Origin of the sequence: Nocardia elegans NBRC 108235 (assembly GCF_001612845.1) — a bacterium.
Lineage (GTDB): Bacteria > Actinomycetota > Actinomycetes > Mycobacteriales > Mycobacteriaceae > Nocardia > Nocardia nova.
In genome coordinates this window covers 72687-92468 of record NZ_BDBF01000034.1, presented here as the reverse complement: position 1 = coordinate 92468, position 19782 = coordinate 72687, and the positions used below count along the sequence as shown (strand labels likewise).

The window sequence follows — 19782 nt, the reverse complement described above, 5'->3', positions numbered from 1 at the left end:
GCCCGAGCGAGCGCATGCGGAAGGACTCGCCGCGCTGCGCCGGGCGGGCGGGCGGATTCGTGAGGCCGGGGCGGGATCGGCCGCCGAACTGCTCGGCACGCCGGACCTGGTGGTCGACGGCATCATCGGGATCTCCGGCCGAGGTGCGCTGCGACCCCGGGCCGCCGAGTTGGTAGCGGCGATCGAGGCGCCGATCGTCGCCGCCGACCTGCCGAGCGGTGTCGATCCGAATACCGGTGCGGTGGACGGCCCGGCGGTACGGGCCGCGGTGACGGTCACCTTCGGTTCCTATAAACCGGTGCACGCGCTGGCCGCGCCGTGGTGTGGGCGAATTCAGCTGGTTCCCATCGGTTTACGCCTGCCCGAGCCGCAGCTGGCCGCGTTGGAGCCGGTGTCTATCGGTCGCGACTGGCCGGTGCCCGGACCGCACGACGACAAATACACGCAGGGTGTCACCGGCATCCACGCCGGCAGCGACATCTATCCCGGTGCCGCGGTGTTGTGTACCGGCGCCGCGGTGGCCGCCACCTCCGGCATGGTCCGCTACGCCGGAACCGCGGCCGCGCAGGTTCTCGCGCAATTCCCGGAAGTCATTGCGGCCGAGAGTATTTCCGGAACCGGGCGGGTGCAGTCCTGGGTGTTCGGGCCCGGGGCGGGCACCGACGACGCCGCGCGCGAGCGCCTGGCGGAAGTCCTGGCCACCGATCTGCCCGTGGTGGTCGACGCCGACGGGTTGACCCTGCTGGCCGCCACGCCGGAGCTGGTCACCGGTCGCGGCGCACCGACCGTATTGACCCCGCACGCAGGCGAATTCGCGCGTCTGACCGGCCGTGAACTCGGCCCCGACCGGGTGGCGGCGGTGCGCGAACTCGCCGAGAAGTGGCAGGTCACGGTCCTGCTGAAGGGGCGGTCCACGCTGGTCGCCACCCCCGGCGAGCCGACGCTGGTCAACGAGGCGGGCGGTTCCTGGGCGGCCACCGCGGGCGCCGGGGACGTACTGTCCGGCGTCATCGGCGCACTGCTGGCAGCGGGACGGGACCCGGGGTGGGCGGCGGCGGCCGCCGCGCGTGTCCACGCCCTCGCCGCGAATCTCGCCGCCCATGCCGACAGTGATGCGGCAGCGCCCATTTCGGCCACTCCGCTGCTGCATCACCTACGAGCCGCGGTGCGGACCCTGCGTAGTCTCGCCGATGCCGCGGACGGACTGCCGGCCGATCCGTTCTGACCGCGCCATCTTCGCCACGGCGGAACCACGGTGGACGGCCGGGTGCCGGGACCGAAGCGCGAGCAACTCCGGTCCGCCCGGTTCGTGCCCGGTCAGTCGCCCTGGGCGGCCCGCGTGACCGACTCCCATTCGCGCCAGGTCGACAGTCGCGACTCGTAGTCGGCGGTCGCGATCTGCAGCGGCGCGGTCCCCAGGAACAGCCGCAACGGCGGCTTGTCGGCGTCGACCACGGCCAGGATCGCCGCCCGCGTGGCCGTCGGCTCGCCGGGCTGCTGGGCCGAACGGGTCCGATTGCGCGCCGCCCGCACCTCGTCGTAGGCGGGGTTCTCCGTGCTGTGCACCGACGACGGGCCGGCCCAATCGGTGCTGAACCCGCCCGGCTCGATCAATGTGACGTGGATGCCGAAACCGGCGACCTCCTGCGCCAGCGACTGCGAGAACCCCTCGAGCGCCCACTTCGACGCGTGATAGGCGCCCAGATTCGGGAAGGCGCTGATCCCGCCGATGCTCGACACCTGGATGATGTGCCCGCTGCCCTGCTCGCGCAGGATCGGCAGCGCCGCCTGGGTGACCCACAGCGCCCCGAAGACGTTGGTCTCGAGCTGAGCGCGGATCTCCTCTTCGGTCAGTTCCTCGATCATGCCGAAATGGCCGTACCCCGCGTTGTTGACCACGACGTCCAGGCGGCCGAACCGCTCGGCGGCCTCCGCGACCGCCGCGAAGTCGCCCGCGCGGTCGGTGACGTCGAGTTGCAGCGGCAGGAAGGTGTCGGGGTAGGCGGCGACGATGTCGTCGAGTGTCTCCAGCTTGCGCGCGGTTCCGGCGACCCGGTCGCCGCGCTCGAGGGCCGCCAGAGCCCATTCGCGGCCGAAGCCGCGCGAGACGCCGGTGATGAACCAAACCTTGCTCATGAAACCCCTCTGGTCGATGGGTGGTGGCGGGCGGCGTGTGCCCGCGTGAACCACGCTAATGAGCTGGAGTGCACTCCAAGCAAGGGTTGATTTCGGCTCGATCCGATATCACCCGGGCGCGCCGGGTGGGCGCGACGCGCCGCGTGGCAGGATCGGTAGCCGTGAGTAGCGCTGATCCGCAGGTGGAGACCGTCGTCGATCTGGATGCCATCGCACACAACGTGCGGATACTGCGCGAACACGCGGGCGATGCCGCGGTGATGGTGGTGGTGAAGGCCGACGCCTACAACCACGGAGCGGTGCAGGTCGGCCGGGCGGCACTGGCCGCGGGCGCGGCCGAACTCGGCGTGACCACCATCCCCGAGGCGCTGGAGTTGCGCGCGGCCGGTATCACCGCGCCCATCCTCAGCTGGCTCAACACCTCGGACGCGGATTACGCCGCCGCGATCGCCGCCGATATCGAGATCGGAGTCTCCTCGACCGCCCACCTGCGGGCGGTGGAGCGCGCGGCGCGGGCGAGCGGAACCACCGCGACCGTCACGCTGAAGCTCGATACCGGCCTGAATCGCAACGGCGTCTCCTCCACGGAGTATCCGCACGTGCTGACCCTGCTGCAGGAGCTGGTCGCCGAGCGCGTGGTGCATCTGCGGGCGATGTTCTCCCACCTCGCCCACGCCGATCAGCCGCAGCATCCGGTCATCGACGTGCAGCGGGACAGATTCGTCGAGGCCATCGCCCTCGCCAAGGACTACGGGCTGCAGCCCGAGGTGGTGCACCTGGCCAACTCCGCGGCCACGCTCACCCGGCCCGATCTGGCGTTCGACATGGTGCGGCCAGGTATCGCCGTCTACGGCCTGAGTCCGATTCCGGAGATCTCCGACTTCGGCCTGCGCCCGGCCATGACCTTCCGAGCCCGGGTCGCCCTGGTCAAGCGGGTGGCGCAGGGCGAGGGCGTGTCCTACGGGCACGAGTGGATCGCGCCGCACGACACCACAGTGGCACTGATTCCGGCCGGTTACGCCGACGGTGTGCCGCGCGGCCTGGGCGGTCGGATCGCGCTGCGGATCGGGGATGCGGAGTATCCGAACATCGGCCGAGTGTGCATGGATCAGCTGGTCGTGGACCTGGGCGAGAACCGGCAGGGAGTGCAGGAGGGGGATCGCGCGGTGCTGTTCGGCGGGGCACCGGGTGATCCGCACGCCCAGCGGTGGGCGGAACTGATGAACACCATCCATTACGAGATCGTGTGTTCCCCGCGCGGCCGTGTCGTGCGAGGCTATACCGGACAGGCAGGGGTGGTGTGATGGAACCCGAACGGGCACATCAGTTTCGGAGCGCGCGCCGGTTACGGTCCACACTGCTGCGTGGCGGGGTGGCGTCGGCGAGTGTGCTGGGCGCGCTGGCCGGTGCGCAGGCCCTGCGGCGCATGGGCGCCGCCGTCGCCTGGCCGGCTCGCGGTGACGACCTGCGCGACGAGGATTTCACCTTGCTGGACCGTGATCCCGCGCGCCGGGTGGTGGCCGACGACGGCGTACCGCTGGCCGCGCGCGTCGTCGGCGCCGAGAACCCGGCTGCCACCGTCGTTTTCGTGCACGGATTCTGTAACAGCATGCAGTCGTTCCACTTTCAGCGCCGCGATCTGGCGCGGCAGTGGGGCGCGCAGGTCCGCATGGTGTTCTTCGATCTGCGCGGGCACGGCAGTTCCGGCACGTCGAGCACTGCGAATTGCACGGTTCCACAGCTGGGACGCGATCTGCTGCGGGTGATCGAGGACTGTGCCCCCGACGGGCCGCTGGTGCTGGTGGGGCATTCCATGGGTGGGATGGCGATTCTCGCGGCGGCCGCGCGCGATCCGCAATTGTTCGAGCGCCGCGTGCTGGCCTCCGCACTGCTGTCCACCACCGCGGCCGGGGTGACCCGCGCCGGTGCGGCACAGCTGTTGCGCAGTCCCGCGATCGACGGGTTCCGGGTGCTCGCACACACCTCCCCGGCGCTGGTGCAGGCGGGGCGGGTCACGGCCCGTCAGCTGATCACCCCGGTGCTGCACGTCAGTTCGTTCCACGGCGACGTCAGTCCGACACTGTCGCGATTCACCACCTCGATGATCGATCGCACACCGGTCGAGACCATCGTGAAATTTCTCGAAGCCCTGCAGGTGCACGACGAATCGGCGGCGCTGCCGGTGCTCGCGCCGCGGCCGGCGCTGGTCGTCGGCGGCGACCACGACCTGATCATCCCGTTCCGCAATTCGCGGGAACTCGCCGCCCGGCTGCCGGACGCCGATCTGATCCGGGTCACCGACGCCGCGCATATGGTGCATCTGCAGTATCCCGAGCTGATCAACGCCGCGCTGGATCGATTGCTGTTGCGCACGGGCGTATTCGGCGGCGCGTCCGTCGACTACGGCGTGGGGCGGGAGGCGAGCAATGGCTGAGCATCGCGAGCAAGCCCCGGAAGCACAGGGCGAGGCCGAGAGCCGCGAACTGCCCACGGTCGCCGATACCGAGGCGCTGGGCCGGGAGTTGGCCGCCGAGCTGCGGCCCGGCGATCTGGTGGTGCTCGACGGCCCGCTGGGCGCGGGGAAGACCGCGCTGACCCGGGGGATCGCGGCCGGGCTCGGGGTCGAAGGACGGGTCAGCTCACCGACCTTCATCATCGCGCGGCAGCACCGCGCGGGCGCGGCGCCGGGATCGATACCGCTGGTGCATGTCGACGCCTACCGGCTGGGCGGTGATCTCGACGAGCTCGACGCGCTGGATCTCGATGCCGATCTGCACGAATCGGTGGTGGTGGTCGAGTGGGGCCTCGGCGTCGTCGAACATCTCGCGGACCGTCATCTGCGGGTGCGGTTGTATCGGGAAGCGGAATCGGAGACCCGCACCGCCACCTGGGAGTGGGTCGGTCAGTACTGATCGGTTGTGATGCTCGCCACCGATGCGCCTCGGGCGAATACGCGGCAGCGCGGAATCCGGCCCGGCCGCCGGGCCCGGATCACGGACCTCCGCACCGGCACCCCGGCAGTTGTTGCGGCACTTGGTCGTTGACGAGCGCCACGCGGTCGCCTTGTCACGACGTGCGCACGTCCGGCCGGCAGCGGTTTGCCCCGCGGTTGCGACATGCGAATACGCCGACGGCGCTGATGGCATACGGGAGGTGACCAACCGGTATCGTTGAGGCAATCATGCTTGTACTTGCTGTCGACACCGCGACGCCTGCCGTTACAGCAGGACTGGTGGAACTGGAGCAGGCCGCCACACAGCCGCAGGTCCGCACTCTCGCCTCCCGGGTGACCGTGGACGCGCGCGCCCACAACGAAGTGCTCACCCCGCAGATTCTGGCCTGCCTCGAGGAGGCCGACCGCACGCGCACCGATATCGGGGCGGTCGTGGTGGGTATCGGCCCCGGCCCGTTCACCGGCCTGCGGGTGGGAATGGCGACCGCCGCCGCCTTCGGTGACGCCCTGGGCCTGCCGGTGCACGGCGTCTGCAGTCTCGACGCCATCGCCGCGGAGGCATGGCCCGAGGTGCCGGCCGGTCAGGACGAGAGCTCCGGCGCCGAATTGCTCGTGGTGACCGACGCCCGCCGCCGCGAGGTGTACTGGGCGCGGTATCGCCGCGGCGGCCGCGTCGACGGTCCCGGCGTGTGCAAACCGGTCGATCTGGATTCCGGGGACGCGACCGCGATCGCCGGATCACCCTCGCACGTGGACTTTTTCGATCTTCCGGTGCTGCCGGTGGAGACCCCCTCGGCGGCGGGGCTGGTGCGGTGTGCCGCCCACGACATCCTCGCGCGCGCGACGCCGCAGCCGCTGGTCCCGCTGTATCTGCGCCGTCCCGATGCGGTCGAACGCAGCTATCAGGCGGTGCGATGAGTACCGAATCCTCGCCGGTGGTCCATATCGAACCGATGGGCCCGGCCGATATCGCGCGCTGCGTGGAATTGGAACTGCTGCTGTTCCCGGAGGACGATCCCTGGCAGGACGTCGCCTTCCGCTCGGAGCTGGCCGGTTCGCACAATCGCTATCTGGTGGCGCGTGACGACGCGGGGCGCATGCTCGGGTACGCGGGCATCGCACTGCTGGGCACGCTCGACCATCCCGAGGCCGAGATTCACACCATCGGTGTCGATCCGGATGTGCACCGCGGCGGCATCGGGACCGCCCTGTTGCGCGCGTTGCTGGCCGAGGCCGGGCGGCGCGGTGGGCCCGTCTTCCTCGAGGTGCGCACCGACAATGCCCCGGCCATCGCGCTCTACGAGAAGCACGGCTTCCACATCATCGGCCTGCGCAAGAGCTACTACCAGCCCAGCGGCGCCGACGCGTTCACCATGCGCCGCCCGGCGATGACCGGATTCCCGCACCCGGGCGTCGAGCGCGCCCACGACTCCGAGGTCCTGTCATGATCGTCCTGGGTGTCGAAAGTTCCTGTGACGAAACCGGTGTCGGCATCGTGCGCCGCCATCCGGACGGCACCTGCGAGCTACTCGCCGACGAGGTCGCCTCCAGCGTCGATCAGCATGCGCGGTTCGGTGGCGTGGTTCCCGAGATCGCCTCGCGCGCCCATCTCGAGGCCATCGTGCCCGCCATGCGGCGTGCGCTGTCGACGGCCGGCATCGCCAAGCCCGATGCGCTGGCGGTCACCATCGGACCGGGCCTGGCCGGTGCGCTGCTGGTGGGCGTGGCGGCCGCGAAAGCCTATGCGGCGGCCTGGGATATCCCCCTGTACGCGTTGAACCATCTCGGCGGGCACGTCGCCGTCGACACTCTCGAACACGGACCGATGCCGCCGTGCGTGGCCCTGCTGGTCTCCGGCGGGCATACCCATCTGCTGCACGTGACCGATCTGGCCGAGCCGATCGCCGAACTCGGCAGCACCGTCGACGATGCCGCCGGCGAGGCGTTCGACAAGGTGGCGCGGCTGTTGGACCTCGGCTTCCCGGGCGGTCCGGCGCTGGATGCCGCTGCGGTCCACGGTGATCCGGCCGCGATCGCATTCCCGCGCGGGATGACCGGGCCGCGTGATCCGCGCTACGACTTCTCCTTCTCCGGTCTCAAGACGGCCGTCGCCCGCTACGTCGAGGCGGCCCAGCGCAACGGGACCGAGCTGCCGATCCCCGATATCGCGGCCTCGTTCCAGGAGGCGGTGGCCGACGTGCTGACCATGAAGGCCGTGCGCGCGGCGCAGGATGTCGGTGTGGACACGCTCGTGCTCGGTGGCGGCGCGACCGCCAACTCCCGGATCCGGTCGATGGCCGAAGAGCGGTGCGCGGCCGCCGGTCTGACCCTCCGGGTGCCGAAGCCGCGCTTGTGCACCGACAACGGCGTCATGATCGCCACCCTGGGCGCCCACGTGATCGCGGGCGGCGCCGAACCGTCTCCGTTGACGGTCGCGACCGACCCGGGTCTTTCGGTGTCCACCAGCCAGATTCGCTGAGGCCGTCCCGAAAAGGATTCCACCGGCTCAGTTCTGGGGCTGCACGGTCGTGCTGGGCGCTGTCGGCTGCCCGGAGGGAGTGGATTCACCCGGCTCGGCGGGCTGGGCCGGGTCCGTCTCCGCGGACCCGGAACTCGAGTGCGGCGGTACCGGAATTCGGGTGCTGCCCGGCTTGGTCGGCGCGGCCCCCGGGGTAGGGCTGTCCGGTGTGGTCGTCTCGGGCGTAACCGGTTGCGGCGTGGTGGTTCCCAGCAGCGGGCCGAGCAGATGCGGCAGGTTGGGCAGCGGGATCTGCGGCAGATTCGGATCCGGCCGCAGGACCGGCGCGCTGGTCGTCGGCGTGACCGCCGGCACCTGATCGGCATGGGTGGTCGGCAGCGAGCTGCCCGGCGATGTGCCGGGTGCCGAACTGCCGGGTTGGGTGGAGCTCGTCGGCGGATGCTCGGTCCGGCTCTGCCCGGTGCCGTCCGTCGATGTACCCGTTGGCATCGGAGACGACGCGGGCGACGTGGTCAGCTGGGTACCGGTAGTCCCCGCCGGGGTCACATCCTGGTGGGCGGTCGGCACGAGCTCCTTGACGCCGTAGCCGACCACGAGACCGACCACCACGACCGCACCGACGAGGGTGCCGATCAGTTTGGTGAAGGTTCCGGCCGATCCGTCGCCACCGAGCGCGATCGGGGAGAAGGTCGAGGGCTGGGCCGAATCGGCCACCAGCGCCGCGCCTTTCGCGGTCACCGCCTCCGGCTCCGGAACCGAGACCACCGGAATGTCGAGCAGTGCGTCGAGTCCCTCGACCAGCGAGGCGATATTGGCGCCGCCGCCGATGATCGCCACTGCCTCCGGGGATTTCGGCGCTCGTGCGAAGACCGCGCGGGCGTAGTCTGCCGCCTCGTGCAGCAGATCGGCGATCAGTTCACCGAAATCGGCGCGGGTCAGCTTCAGCGGCTGCCCGGCGACGTGATCGATGGTCACCGCCGGGGCGATGGACAGATGCTCCTTGGCGGCCCGGCTGCGGTTGATCAGCATGGTCCGGTTGGGCCGGGTGCCCCTGCGGGCGAAATGGCAGTCCAGCAGATGGTGATAGATCAGCTCGTCCACCGCGGCGCCACTGATCGTCTCGGTGCGCTCCGAACGCAGCACGGTGTCGTCGGCCAGATCGGCCACGGTGACCGTCGTACCGGAGGCGCCGAGGTCGATCACGGCCACCGTCTCGTAGCGGTCGAGGAGGCCGGTCTCGCGCAAATAGGTGAGTGCCGCAGTACTTTCGGGGATGAGCTGCACATCCCGGCGCTGCTTGCCGATCGCGGCGCGAATCGCCATCGCCTGCTCACGATCGCGGTAGGCGACCGCGATGGCCCCGGCCGGGACGGGCTGGGTCTGGGGCGCCGAGGCGCCGGGCGTGTGCGTGCCGACCCGGTGCAGGTAGTCGCGAGGCATCTGCGTGGTCATCAGCTCGATCGACGAGGCGACCAGATCACCCGGATCGGAATGTGCCACATCGGCCGACACGACGCGGTAGTCGAAGCTCTGGGCGCCGTTGGGGGTGGTGGTGACGACGGCCGAGCAGACGACCTCGTTCCCGGCGGAGATACCGAGGGATGTTCGCATGTTCACCTCCCTTCTCGAGCTGGTCGAGCGGACGGCCTTGGTGGAACCGACCATCTCGAACGGACATCACGGGCATCCGCTGTGCGGCGAATACTCCGCGCGCGGATCGGGGCGGGTCTTCCTCCGTCGGGGGCGGTCCGGTGAGGCGCCATTCCGTCAGGCTTTCGGTCCCATCAGGTGCGATCCGTTTTCAGGGTCGGGACCGGCCGTCGATCACGTGCGGTCTTGTTCTCGTCTCAGGTGTGCGCGAGGTTGTCGCGCGAGTGGGTGAAGCAGTGGTACTCAACGGATCGCGTGACGGTTACGGCCGATGGACGCGCCGTAACGACACAACTGTCGTACGGCATGACCGATCACGAAACCGTCTTACATACTGTCACAATCCGTTATCCGAACGTTACAGATTTTTCGGAGCAATTGCCACGCCCTCGGGCGTGTCGCGATGTCAGCACTGCCCACCCTTGAGCGCTGGCACTCTCGTGTATAGAGTGCTAGTCGGCACTGGTTGTGCTCAGGTGCCAGCTCGACTTTGGGCAAGGGTCCCGGCACCCGCGACGACGGGGCTGTGCGCAGGGTCGGCACGGCGGTAGTGGTAACTCCACGAACGCCGCATCAACACCGTGACCAAACCGTGAGTCCGGGGAACAGCCCCGGACGACCGAATCCCCTGAAAGTGGAGGGCTCAACGTGGCGAGCGTGAACATCAAGCCGCTCGAGGACAAGATCCTCGTCCAGGCCAACGAGGCCGAGACGACGACCGCCTCCGGCCTGGTCATCCCCGACACGGCGAAGGAGAAGCCCCAGGAGGGCACCGTCGTCGCCGTAGGACCCGGCCGGTGGGACGAGGACGGCGAGAAGCGCATTCCGCTGGATGTCAAGGAAGGCGACGTCGTCATCTACAGCAAGTACGGCGGCACCGAGATCAAGTACAACGGCGAGGAGTACCTGATCCTGTCGGCGCGCGACCTGCTGGCCGTCGTCGACAAGTGATGACCGACCGATGACCCACGCGGCCGTCGCGATCCGGATCGCACCGTAACGATCACTGCCCCGGTGTCCCACGCATGGGCGCCGGGGCAGTGATCGTTGTGGCCGGGATCGTCCAGGTCGCCACTCCAGGCCGCGGGTCGTCGCAGGCCCGTCCACCACTCCCACCCCAAGGACATCTCAACCATGGCAAAGCAGATCGAGTTCGACGAGAAGGCTCGTCGGGCAATGGAACGCGGCGTCGACAAGCTGGCCGACGCCGTCAAGGTCACCCTCGGCCCGCGCGGCCGGCACGTGGTGCTGGCCAAGGCGTTCGGCGGCCCCACCGTCACCAACGACGGCGTCACCATCGCGCGCGACATCGACCTCGAGGATCCGTTCGAGAACCTCGGCGCGCAGCTGGTCAAGAGCGTCGCCACCAAGACCAACGACGTCGCCGGCGACGGCACCACCACCGCCACCGTGCTGGCCCAGGCCCTCATCAAGGGCGGCCTCAAGAACCTCGCCGCCGGCGCCAACCCGATCGGCCTCGGCGTCGGCATGAGCAAGGCCGCCGACGTCGTGTCGGAGGCGCTGCTGGCCGCCGCGAAGCCGGTCTCCGGCGAGAAGGCCATCGCCCAGGTCGCCACCGTCTCCTCGCGCGACGAGGAAATCGGCGAAATGGTCGGCAAGGCCCTGACCACCGTCGGCAAGGACGGCGTCGTCACCGTCGAGGAATCCTCCACGGTCAGCACCGACCTGGAGATCACCGAGGGCGTGCAGTTCGACAAGGGCTACCTGTCGGGCTACTTCGTCACCGACCCCGACAAGCAGGAAGCCGTCCTCGAGGACGTCCAGGTGCTGCTGCACCGGGAAAAGATCAGCTCGCTGCCCGACTTCCTGCCGCTGCTCGAGAAGATCGCCGAATCCGGCAAGCCGGTGCTGATCATCGCCGAGGACATCGAGGGCGAGGCGCTGTCCACCCTGGTCGTCAACGCCATCCGCAAGACCCTCAAGGTCGTCGCTGTCAAGGCGCCGTTCTTCGGTGACCGCCGCAAGGCGTTCCTCGACGACCTGGCCGTCGTCACCGGTGGCACCGTGATCAACCCCGACCTGGGCATCAGCCTGCGCGAGGCCGGTCTGGACCTGCTCGGCCACGCCCGCCGCGTGGTCGTCACCAAGGACGAGACCACCATCGTCGACGGCGCCGGCACCCAGGAGGCCATCGACGCCCGCGTCGCGCAGCTGCGCGGCGAGATCGAGGCCACCGACTCCGACTGGGACCGCGAGAAGCTGGAGGAGCGGCTGGCCAAGCTGTCCGGCGGCGTCGCGGTCATCAAGGTCGGTGCGGCCACCGAAACCGCGCTCAAGGAGCGCAAGTACCGGGTCGAGGACGCGGTCAGCGCGGCCAAGGCCGCGGTCGAGGAGGGCATCGTCTCCGGTGGCGGTACCGCGCTGGTGCAGGCGGCGACCAAGCTGGTCGAACTGCGCGACTCGCTGACCGGTGACCAGGCCATCGGCGTCGAGGTCGTGCGGCAGGCGCTGCGGGCGCCGCTGTACTGGATCGCCACCAACGCCGGTATCGACGGCGCGGTCGTGGTCAGCAAGGTCAGCGAGGGCAAGGACGGCTTCAACGCCGCCACCCTGACCTACGGCGACCTGATCACCGACGGCGTCGTCGACCCGGTCAAGGTCACCCGCTCCGCGGTCCTCAACGCCACCTCCGTGGCGCGCATGGTGCTCACCACCGAGAGCGCCGTGGTCGACAAGCCGGCCGCGGACGAGGCCGACGACCACCACGGCCACGCGCACTGAGTTATCGGCCTCCGCTCCGCTCCGGCGGGGTTGCGGCCCCCTAGGGCTCGTCGATCGGCACCCGTTGCTCACTCCTTCGTCGCGTACGCAACGGGCACCGATCGACGAGCCGGGCCGCAACCCGTTGGGGTTGGGTCGGGCCGCAACCCGGCGGGGTTGGGTCGGGCCCTGGTCTCGGTGACGGGAGCCTTTGTGACCGCAACGGCCCGTTCACGTTCGAAACGTGAACGGGCCGTTGGCGTTTTCGTGAGGGGGCTGCGAGTGGATACTCGCTGGAGCGTTGCGCCTACCTCGAGGCTCGGTGGAGGCCGGAGCTCAGTTGAGAGAGGTGGGACCGGCTTCCGCACCGTTGCGGTGAGCGGGGGGACGGATGTGTCGTGCGGCGGGGGCGTGATCGTCGGCGATCGCGGCCAGGAGCCGGGTACGGAGGGTGGCGGGTGGCTGGACGGCCGACGCCGAGGCGAACAGGGTAAGAGCTTCTCTGGTCAGTTGCACTTCCGTGTCGAAGTCCGCGCGCAGTACGGGGTCGCCGGAGTCGAACAGCTCCTGCACCGCGCGCTGGTCCTCGTCGCCGATCGATCCGAGCGCGACCGCATGCGCGAGATCGATCTGGCTCTCGTTCATCTCACGTCACTCCCAAACTCTTTTTCAGTCGTGTCAATCCGTCCCGAATACGGGACTTGACGGTCGGTAACCCTACTCCGAGGTAGGTAGCCACCTCGGCATACGTCCGGCCGCCGAAATACGCCAGCGAGATCGCCTCGCGCTGGGTTTCGGTGAGGGTGGCGAGGCTGTCGCGTACGGCCTGCTGTTCGAGTCGGCGGCCGACTTCCTCGGTGACCTCGTCGAATTCGTGGCCGAGGGTCGCGGTGCCGTAGGTGACCTCACGCTGGGCGTGCGCCTGTTCGGCGCGGACGCGGTCGACGGCGCGCCGATGCGCGAGCGTCATCAGCCAGGTCACCGCCGAACCCTTGGCCGGGTCGAAATTGGCTGCGGTGCGCCAGATCTGGAGGTAGACCTCCTGGGTCGTCTCCTCCGCGTAACCGGAATCGTGGAGGACACGCAGCACCAGTCCGAATACCCGGGCGCACGTGCGGTCGTACAGCTCGGCGAATGCTTGCTGATCGGACCGGCCGCAGCGCACCAGAAGTGCCGCCAGCTCGATACTTTCGCTTGCGCGTGCCGTGATCGCAGAGTCCACACTCGGTGTGGCCACCCGACCGTCCCCGATGGATCCTTGGAACGAGTCGTCCTCTGCGGCCGGCGGCCGCGTTGTCACAACGCTCCATTCTGTGTCATCGGCCACTACCGTAGCGCGCCGCTATGACCTCCTTCCAGGTGGGGTGCGTCGGGCAACGCACTTGTGGCCCAGCGGATTTCGCCCGTAAGACGACACGCCGAGGAGTGTGCGGAGACACGCCGTGACACGCCGATGACTTTCACGAAACGCTGGGGCTTGGGTGCGGCTGTTGGTCAACATGCGGCAGGCGAATCGGCGGTGGCCGAGAACCTGCGCCTGTACCAGTGTCGCCGGCCACGTTCAGTGGCCGGGTGTTTGCTAGGTATTCGGCGCCCCAGCTGGTTCGGATCGGTCGGGTGCGACCGAATTTCGCGAGCGCCGGTCAGACGGCCATCCGGCGGCGGTTGCGCCGGGCGTGGAGCTCGCGTTCGGTCTCCGACATGCCACCCCAGATGCCGTACGGCTCACTGACCTTCAGGGCGTGGCTGCGGCACTGCATGAGCACCGGGCAGGTCCGGCAGATCTCCTTGGCGCGCAACTCCCGTTGGGTGCGCGCGCGGCCGCGCTCGCCGTCGGGATGGAAGAAGACGGAGGAGTCCACACCGCGGCACGAGCCGCGCATCTGCCAATCCCAGATGTCGGCGTTGGGACCGGGGAGGTGGGTGGGCATGGGCATGGTGAACTCCTCATGGTGCGAGCTCGTCGGCGTTGTCGAGCGGTGCTTGTCAGCAGCGGTCTGTCCGGACCCTGGGCGGGGGCGACAGTGACCTCGCCGAGATCGGGCTCGGACCGTATCGCCGATCTCCGGCGATCGCAGTACGCGGTCGCCGCAATTTCGCGCGGCGCCGACGACGGCGATGAAGTACGTTAGGTCGCGCAGTGAAATCACGTCAATAGATACGTCGACAGTGATCGCAATTTCGGCAGATCTCAGATTTAACCTGCACACTGTTTACTTTCCGGACCGGGAAAGCGATACTGACCGGTTGACTTGTTTCGCGAGTATTGCGACGCGTCCGTAGATTCCCGCATTTTCCCAGTTCACAGGGTGTTTAGCGGAAGAAAAGATCTGTCGTACTTGCCAACGCTGGGGAGTGTGATATGTGATGTGGCACACTGGCCTCGTGCGCGCGGAAGAAGTCCGGATGGCCGCGTCGGGGCGGGCAGGTTAATAATCCGAAAAGCGTGCGAATTTCGCTTCGGTGCGCCGGCGGTTAGCTCGCTGCAGATTTACCTGATGGAAACACGGCGCCGCCGATTTTCGCTGAGAAATAGCCCGTACGCGGTGCGGAGCGCCGGCCGTCTCCGGATAAGGTGCGCTGGTGTTGGATTTGTCCCCGCGAGTCGACGGGTTGCTGGACTCCGGGCCCGCCCCCGTACTGGCCGACGCGGCGTTCGGCGGCCGCCCCGGCATCGCGCTCGCGGATCTGCCCGTCGCCGCCGATCCCGCCGGAACCCGGTTGCGGGCAATCGTCCTCGGTGGTCGGGGGTGGTATGCGGCCGCGCGCACCGAATTGCTCCGGGCCGCCCGGCTGACCAGGGATCCGGTACTCCGCTCGCTCGTGGCCTCCACCGAGGCTTCGCTGCTTCGTCAACTCGGCTGGCACGCGCGCGCCGCGATCCTGGACGGACGGGCAGCGGCGCTGGTCGCGAACCTGCCGGTGGCGGGTGCGGCCGATCCGATGCGCGCTGCGGCGGTCTGCGACGCGCTGACCGGATTGGCCGCGGACGCGCTCGGTACCGGGCAGCCACAGGTGTCCGCGCGGTTGCTGCGGCGCTGTCGCGGCGAACTGGATCGCGCGCCCGCGGACCTGCGAACGCTGGTGCGCTGGCACTGGGTCAGCGCCGAAACCGCCCTTGCCGCACCCGGTATGGGACTGGTCTCCGAGCCCGCGTCGACGCACGCCGAGGTGGCGATGGCCGCGGCCGAGCGGATGGGATCGGTTCGGCATCAGGTGAAGTCGCGGCTACTGCTGGCCGCCGCGGCGGCGGGCGAGGGTGACATCGATCGCAGTCGCGCCGGTGCCGAGCTGGTCGATTCCCTCTGCGCCGCACACGGTTTGCTGCCGCTGCGGTGGGCCGCCGCGATGTTGCGGTCGGGGGTGTGCGAGCCGGCCGAGGCCCGCCGCGCGGCGGCCGAAGCCGGTGTGTACGCGCGCATTCTGGCTGGTCGGGGCGGTCGGCTGCGGATCGGGACGGAAATCGGGAAGCAGTGATCCCCCATGTTGTCCGACTCACATAGCTGAGCCGCTATTGTTGGTTTCGTTCCACCGACCGGTGGAAGCACCGGTCGAAATCCGGCCGTGCCACTTGTAACGCCAGGAATATCTCTGACGATGACGCACTCGGGCGAGGAGTTGGACGCCGCCGTAGCTGCTGCAGCTCAGGGCGACCGTTCGGCTTTAGCCCAGGTACTGGAAATCATCCGCCCGCTGGTAGTTCGCTATTGCCGTGCGCGGATCGGTTCCGCGGAGCGTGGGCAGCTCTCCGCGGACGACGTGGCGCAGGAGGTCTGCTTGGCTGTGATGACCGCCCTGCCGCGTTACCAGGACCAGGGGGCGGCCGTTCATGGCTTTCGTGTACGGAATCGCCTCGCACAAGGTCGCCGACGCACATCGCAACGCCGCCCGTAACAAGGCGGACGCGATGGCCGAAGTACCAGATGTCATATCCACCGACCAGGGGCCGGAGCAGCGCGCTCTCGAATCCGAAACGAGCCGGCAGATGAACAGTCTGCTGGCCACGCTACCGGAGAAGCATCGAGAGATCCTGATCCTGCGTTTGGTCATGGGTTTGTCAGCAGAAGAAACTGCTGTCGCCGTGGGCAGTACGGCGGGGGCTATACGAGTGGCTCAGCATCGGGCGCTCGCGAAACTCAAGTCACAAGTGGCGAGGGCAGGTGAAATGTATGGCTAGGGATGGCGAGCGCGGTCGGGGCGACTGGAAGGCGCGGCTTGGATCGCCGAACAGCGGTCCCTATGCCGAGGCATCCGGGGAGTCCGGTGACGCCGGGCCGGTGGATATCACAGCGGTCCGACGCGACGATGCGCTGATCGACGCCATCGCAGGCGACGGTCCCGTAGCGACCGACAGTGCCGAGGAGTATCAACTCGCGAGCCTGCTCGCGAATTGGCGAGCCGATATCGTCGACACTCCGATGCCGGCCGGTCCCGATCTGGACGCCGTGGTAGCGGCCGTCAACCAGGAGATCGGAGCGCGGGAGGCGAGGGTCAACGCCCATCGCCGCGGCAGATTGCGATTGGTACGTCCGCTGATGGGCGCCGCGGCCGCGATCGCGGTGATCGCCGGCGGGACGACGGCCTTCTCCTACGGCGCGCAGCCGGGTGATCCGTTGTGGCGGGTGAAGGAGGTCGTGTTCAGCCAGCAGGCGCAGACCACGATCGCCCAGCGCGCCGACGACGATATGACCAAGGCGCAGGCGCTGATCGACCAGGGACACCCCGAACAGGCCAAGGCACTGTTGGAGAGCGCATCCACCAACACGACTCAGGTCGACGACAACTCGCGCAAGCAGGATCTGCAGGTGCGCTGGCAGCACATGCTGGATCAGCTGAAGACCACCGCACCCGAGGTGGCCGCCGCGCTGGAGTCGCTGGAGCCGAAGGCGAATACGACGCCGACCACCCCGACAGTGGTCGCGCCGACGACGCCGGGACAGTCTGCCAATCCAGGGCAGCACGAGAGCACCGGCTCCAAGCCGAGCACCCCGGGCCCGGAGATCATGCGCAGCCAGACCGCGCCCGAAACCGGTGCGAGCGGTTCCGGACCGGGAACGCCGGGCACCGAGCCGGGGAGTGGTTCCAAGCCGCCGACGCAACAGCAGCAGCAACCGCCGACGACTGCCGAGCCGCCGACGAACCAGCCGCCGACTCAGCAGCAGCCGCCGACCAACGAGCAGCCACCCACACACGAACAGCCGCCGACGAACCAGCCCACCGCCAATCCGCCGACCACCATCGGCGGAGGGGCGGTGGTCCCGCCGACGCAGCCGCAGCAGACGGTGGCCCCGGTCCATCCGTCGGTGCCCTCGGTGCCGACGGTGGTCGTGCCACCGGCCGGTGGGGGATTGCACACCGGCATCAACTAGAACCACATATCCGATACGAGAACCGATCGCCGATCCTGGCGGTCGGATTCGTGTTTTCAGGGGAAGTGCGCGCGGTACGGCGCGGCAGAAGTGTGGAAATTCACACGCCGAAAGCGCGCGCGGCTGTACCGAGCCGAGCGCTACGCGGCGAAGGGGTCAGGCGTCGAAACCGTCGAATCCGTCGCCGTGCAGGGCTTCGTTCATCGAGGCATCCGCATATCCGCGGCAGTAGTCCCACGTCACGTAGGCCTCCGGCGTCGGATCGTATGCGGGCTCGTGCGGGCGGACCGTGCCGTCGACCAGCAGTTGCAGCAGGTTGGCGCGCAGCATGTCCCAATCGTGGTAGTGGTCCTGCCGGCAATCCTCACAGCTCACCACGAGACCGCGGATGCCCCGGTGGGACAACAGCGCCTCGTACACCGCGAGATCGGCGAGATCCTCTTCGACCGCTAGGCGCTCATGGGGGTCCAGCGGCTCCCCAGGCTCAATGGCATCGAGCGCGGCCGACGGGTCGGAGGGATCTCCGGCGAAGGGGTCCGGCGGCAGGCCAGGTGGTAGATGGTCACGCACAATCCCACGGTACGCAGAACCACCCCCTCCGCGCCAGCGCTGAAGGCATTTTGACGCGCTTGTTCCGCCGCTGTCACCCTCGTCCACCACTGTGTCGGAGGCGACGAGGTCGCCCCCACAGGCGGCCGATACCATGGATACACAGGCGCCGGGTCGCACGCTTCGGCTCCACCATCCATCAGCTGTTCTCGATCGGTACCGAGGTCCCGGAATGCCGGGCCGGAGTGCCGTATCGGTGCTTTCGAGGTCCAGGAGGGGTCGATCAGATGAGTAGTCCCGTGATGGGCGAACGAGCCGTCCGCCCGCATACGGGTGGTGACGATCCGAACAAGATCGCCATGCTCGGCCTCACGTTCGACGACGTGCTGTTGCTGCCGGCCGCTTCCGATCTGATCCCCAGCTCGGTCGAGACCTCCAGCCGGTTGACCCGCGAGATCACGCTGCGCACCCCGCTGGTGAGTTCGGCGATGGATACCGTCACCGAGGCGCGGATGGCGATCGCCATGGCCCGCGCCGGAGGTATGGGCGTATTGCACCGCAATCTGTCGGCCGCCGATCAGGCCGCGCAGGTGGAGACGGTGAAGCGGTCCGAGGCCGGAATGGTCACCGATCCGGTCACCTGCCGCCCGACCGACACCCTCGCCGAGGTCGACGCGATGTGCGCGCGGTTCCGGATCTCGGGTCTACCCGTGGTGGACGAGACCGGTGCGCTGGTCGGCATCATCACCAACCGGGACATGCGTTTCGAGGTCGACCAGAACCGCCGGGTCGCCGACGTGATGACCAAGGCGCCGCTGATCACCGCCCAGGAGGGCGTCACGGCCGAGGCCGCGCTGGGTCTGCTGCGCCGGCACAAGATCGAGAAGCTGCCGATCGTCGACGGCAACGGCCGCCTGCGTGGGCTGATCACCGTCAAGGACTTCGTCAAGACCGACCAGTACCCGAACGCGACCAAGGATCGCGACGGCCGGCTGCTGGTCGGCGCCGCGGTGGGTGTCGGCGAGGACTCCTGGTCGCGCGCGATGAGCCTGGCCGATGCCGGGGTCGACGTGCTGATCGTCGATACCGCGCACGGCCATCAGGCCCAGGTGCTGCAGATGGTCGCCAAGGTCAAGAACGAGGTCGGCGACCGGATCCAGGTCGTCGGCGGCAATATCGCCACCCGCGAGGGCGCGGCGGCGCTGGTCGAGGCCGGCGCCGACGCGGTCAAGGTGGGTGTCGGTCCCGGCTCGATCTGCACCACTCGCGTGGTCGCCGGCGTCGGCGCCCCGCAGATCACCGCGATTCTCGAGGCCGTGGCCGCGTGCCGCGCGGCCGACGTGCCGGTGATCGCCGACGGCGGTATCCAGTTCTCCGGTGACGTGGCCAAGGCCATCGCCGCCGGTGCGTCGACGGTCATGCTCGGCTCGCTGCTCGCCGGTACCGCCGAATCCCCGGGCGAACTGATCCTGGTGGGCGGCAAGCAGTTCAAGAGCTACCGCGGCATGGGTTCGCTGGGCGCCATGCAGGGACGCGGGCAGGGCAAGTCCTACTCCAAGGACCGCTACTTCCAGGACGACGTGCTGGCCGAGGACAAGCTGGTGCCCGAGGGCATCGAAGGGCGGGTGCCCTTCCGCGGTCCGGTGAACCAGGTCATCCACCAGTTGGTGGGCGGTCTGCGGGCGGCCATGGGCTACACCGGTTCCCAGTCGATCGCCGACCTGCAGCAGGCGCAGTTCGTGCAGATCACCGCGGCGGGTCTCAAGGAGAGCCACCCGCACGACATCACCATGACGGTCGAGGCACCGAACTACACCGGCCGCGGCAAGTAGGAGCCGGGGCGAGGGCGACGAACGTCCTCGCCATGGCACATGGTTTGGCTCGCCGCTGTGTCGCGGGTGACGGAAATGCCTCCGGGACAAGGC

The 19782-nt window shown here is 68.8% G+C and carries 18 protein-coding genes and 1 pseudogene; 13 read left to right on the top strand and 6 right to left on the bottom strand.

What is annotated here, in order from left to right:
- Positions 1 to 1225, top strand: a 1225-nt coding sequence (locus NE2_RS23415; RefSeq protein ID WP_063029431.1) for an NAD(P)H-hydrate dehydratase, incomplete at its 5' end; no start/stop codon positions are given.
- A 92-nt stretch (positions 1226 to 1317) separates the two neighbouring features.
- Here the strand turns inward: NE2_RS23415 and NE2_RS23410 are convergent.
- A complete protein-coding gene (locus NE2_RS23410; protein ID WP_063029429.1) occupies positions 1318 to 2136 on the bottom strand; it encodes an SDR family oxidoreductase in 819 nt (272 codons plus the stop codon).
- 161 nt (positions 2137 to 2297) lie between these two features.
- On the opposite strand from NE2_RS23410, the gene alr reads away from it, so the two are divergent.
- The 6 genes from alr (at position 2298) to tsaD (ending at position 7568) form a co-directional block, all read left to right on the top strand.
- Positions 2298 to 3440 (top strand): alanine racemase, encoded by a 1143-nt coding sequence (gene alr, locus NE2_RS23405; RefSeq protein WP_233429863.1) that lies wholly within the window; start codon positions 2298 to 2300, stop codon positions 3438 to 3440.
- Positions 3440 to 4570 (top strand): alpha/beta fold hydrolase, encoded by a 1131-nt coding sequence (locus NE2_RS23400; RefSeq protein WP_063029425.1) that lies wholly within the window; start codon positions 3440 to 3442, stop codon positions 4568 to 4570. The genes alr and NE2_RS23400 overlap by 1 nt, the downstream gene beginning before the upstream one ends.
- Positions 4563 to 5048, top strand: a complete 486-nt coding sequence (gene tsaE, locus NE2_RS23395) for a tRNA (adenosine(37)-N6)-threonylcarbamoyltransferase complex ATPase subunit type 1 TsaE (protein ID WP_063029424.1) — start codon at positions 4563 to 4565, stop codon at positions 5046 to 5048. The genes NE2_RS23400 and tsaE overlap by 8 nt, the downstream gene beginning before the upstream one ends.
- 269 nt (positions 5049 to 5317) lie before the next feature.
- Positions 5318 to 6007 carry a tRNA (adenosine(37)-N6)-threonylcarbamoyltransferase complex dimerization subunit type 1 TsaB gene (gene tsaB / locus NE2_RS23390; protein WP_030513502.1) on the top strand — a complete coding sequence of 230 codons (690 nt, stop codon included), beginning with the start codon at positions 5318 to 5320 and terminating at the stop codon, positions 6005 to 6007.
- Positions 6004 to 6537: a ribosomal protein S18-alanine N-acetyltransferase gene (rimI, locus tag NE2_RS23385; RefSeq protein ID WP_063029422.1), complete on the top strand. Its 534-nt coding sequence runs from the start codon at positions 6004 to 6006 to the stop codon at positions 6535 to 6537. Before tsaB ends, rimI begins: the two co-directional genes overlap by 4 nt.
- Complete coding sequence (tsaD, locus tag NE2_RS23380) at positions 6534 to 7568, top strand: tRNA (adenosine(37)-N6)-threonylcarbamoyltransferase complex transferase subunit TsaD (protein ID WP_063029420.1); 1035 nt, start codon at positions 6534 to 6536, stop codon at positions 7566 to 7568. Before rimI ends, tsaD begins: the two co-directional genes overlap by 4 nt.
- Before the next feature lie 27 nt (positions 7569 to 7595).
- On the opposite strand, the gene NE2_RS23375 is transcribed toward tsaD, so the two are convergent.
- On the bottom strand, positions 7596 to 9179 hold the full coding sequence (locus NE2_RS23375; RefSeq protein WP_106958546.1) for a DUF7159 family protein: 1584 nt from the start codon (positions 9177 to 9179) through the stop codon (positions 7596 to 7598).
- A 687-nt stretch (positions 9180 to 9866) separates the two neighbouring features.
- On the opposite strand from NE2_RS23375, the gene groES reads away from it, so the two are divergent.
- Positions 9867 to 10169: a co-chaperone GroES gene (gene groES, locus NE2_RS23370; protein WP_030513506.1), complete on the top strand. Its 303-nt coding sequence runs from the start codon at positions 9867 to 9869 to the stop codon at positions 10167 to 10169.
- A gap of 183 nt (positions 10170 to 10352) precedes the next feature.
- A complete protein-coding gene (gene groL / locus NE2_RS23365) occupies positions 10353 to 11960 on the top strand; it encodes a chaperonin GroEL (protein WP_063029418.1) in 1608 nt (535 codons plus the stop codon).
- A gap of 315 nt (positions 11961 to 12275) precedes the next feature.
- On the opposite strand, the gene NE2_RS23360 is transcribed toward groL, so the two are convergent.
- The 3 genes from NE2_RS23360 to NE2_RS23350 form a co-directional block, all read right to left on the bottom strand.
- The gene (locus tag NE2_RS23360; RefSeq protein ID WP_228816542.1) at positions 12276 to 12584 is read right to left on the bottom strand and encodes an RskA family anti-sigma factor; all 309 of its coding nucleotides are present in this window, start codon (positions 12582 to 12584) and stop codon (positions 12276 to 12278) included.
- Position 12585: 1 nt separating this feature from the next.
- Entirely contained in the window at positions 12586 to 13161 is a 576-nt protein-coding gene (locus tag NE2_RS23355; protein ID WP_063029451.1) for a sigma-70 family RNA polymerase sigma factor, read from the bottom strand.
- A gap of 421 nt (positions 13162 to 13582) precedes the next feature.
- Positions 13583 to 13876 (bottom strand): WhiB family transcriptional regulator, encoded by a 294-nt coding sequence (locus NE2_RS23350; protein ID WP_030513510.1) that lies wholly within the window; start codon positions 13874 to 13876, stop codon positions 13583 to 13585.
- A gap of 646 nt (positions 13877 to 14522) precedes the next feature.
- Here NE2_RS23350 and NE2_RS23345 point away from each other — a divergent pair.
- From NE2_RS23345 to NE2_RS23335, 3 genes and pseudogenes are all read left to right on the top strand, one after another.
- Positions 14523 to 15416: a hypothetical protein gene (locus NE2_RS23345; RefSeq protein WP_106958539.1), complete on the top strand. Its 894-nt coding sequence runs from the start codon at positions 14523 to 14525 to the stop codon at positions 15414 to 15416.
- A 120-nt stretch (positions 15417 to 15536) separates the two neighbouring features.
- A pseudogene (locus NE2_RS23340) lies at positions 15537 to 16116 on the top strand (sigma-70 family RNA polymerase sigma factor).
- Positions 16109 to 17308: an anti-sigma-D factor RsdA gene (locus tag NE2_RS23335; protein ID WP_084494271.1), complete on the top strand. Its 1200-nt coding sequence runs from the start codon at positions 16109 to 16111 to the stop codon at positions 17306 to 17308. Before NE2_RS23340 ends, NE2_RS23335 begins: the two are co-directional and overlap by 8 nt.
- Positions 17309 to 17464: 156 nt before the next feature.
- On the opposite strand, the gene NE2_RS23330 is transcribed toward NE2_RS23335, so the two are convergent.
- Positions 17465 to 17878: a DUF5319 domain-containing protein gene (locus NE2_RS23330; RefSeq protein WP_025347353.1), complete on the bottom strand. Its 414-nt coding sequence runs from the start codon at positions 17876 to 17878 to the stop codon at positions 17465 to 17467.
- A gap of 266 nt (positions 17879 to 18144) precedes the next feature.
- Here NE2_RS23330 and guaB point away from each other — a divergent pair, with 266 nt between their 5' ends.
- Positions 18145 to 19689: an IMP dehydrogenase gene (gene guaB, locus NE2_RS23325; protein ID WP_227463190.1), complete on the top strand. Its 1545-nt coding sequence runs from the start codon at positions 18145 to 18147 to the stop codon at positions 19687 to 19689.
- The last annotated feature ends 93 nt before the right edge of the window (positions 19690 to 19782 follow it).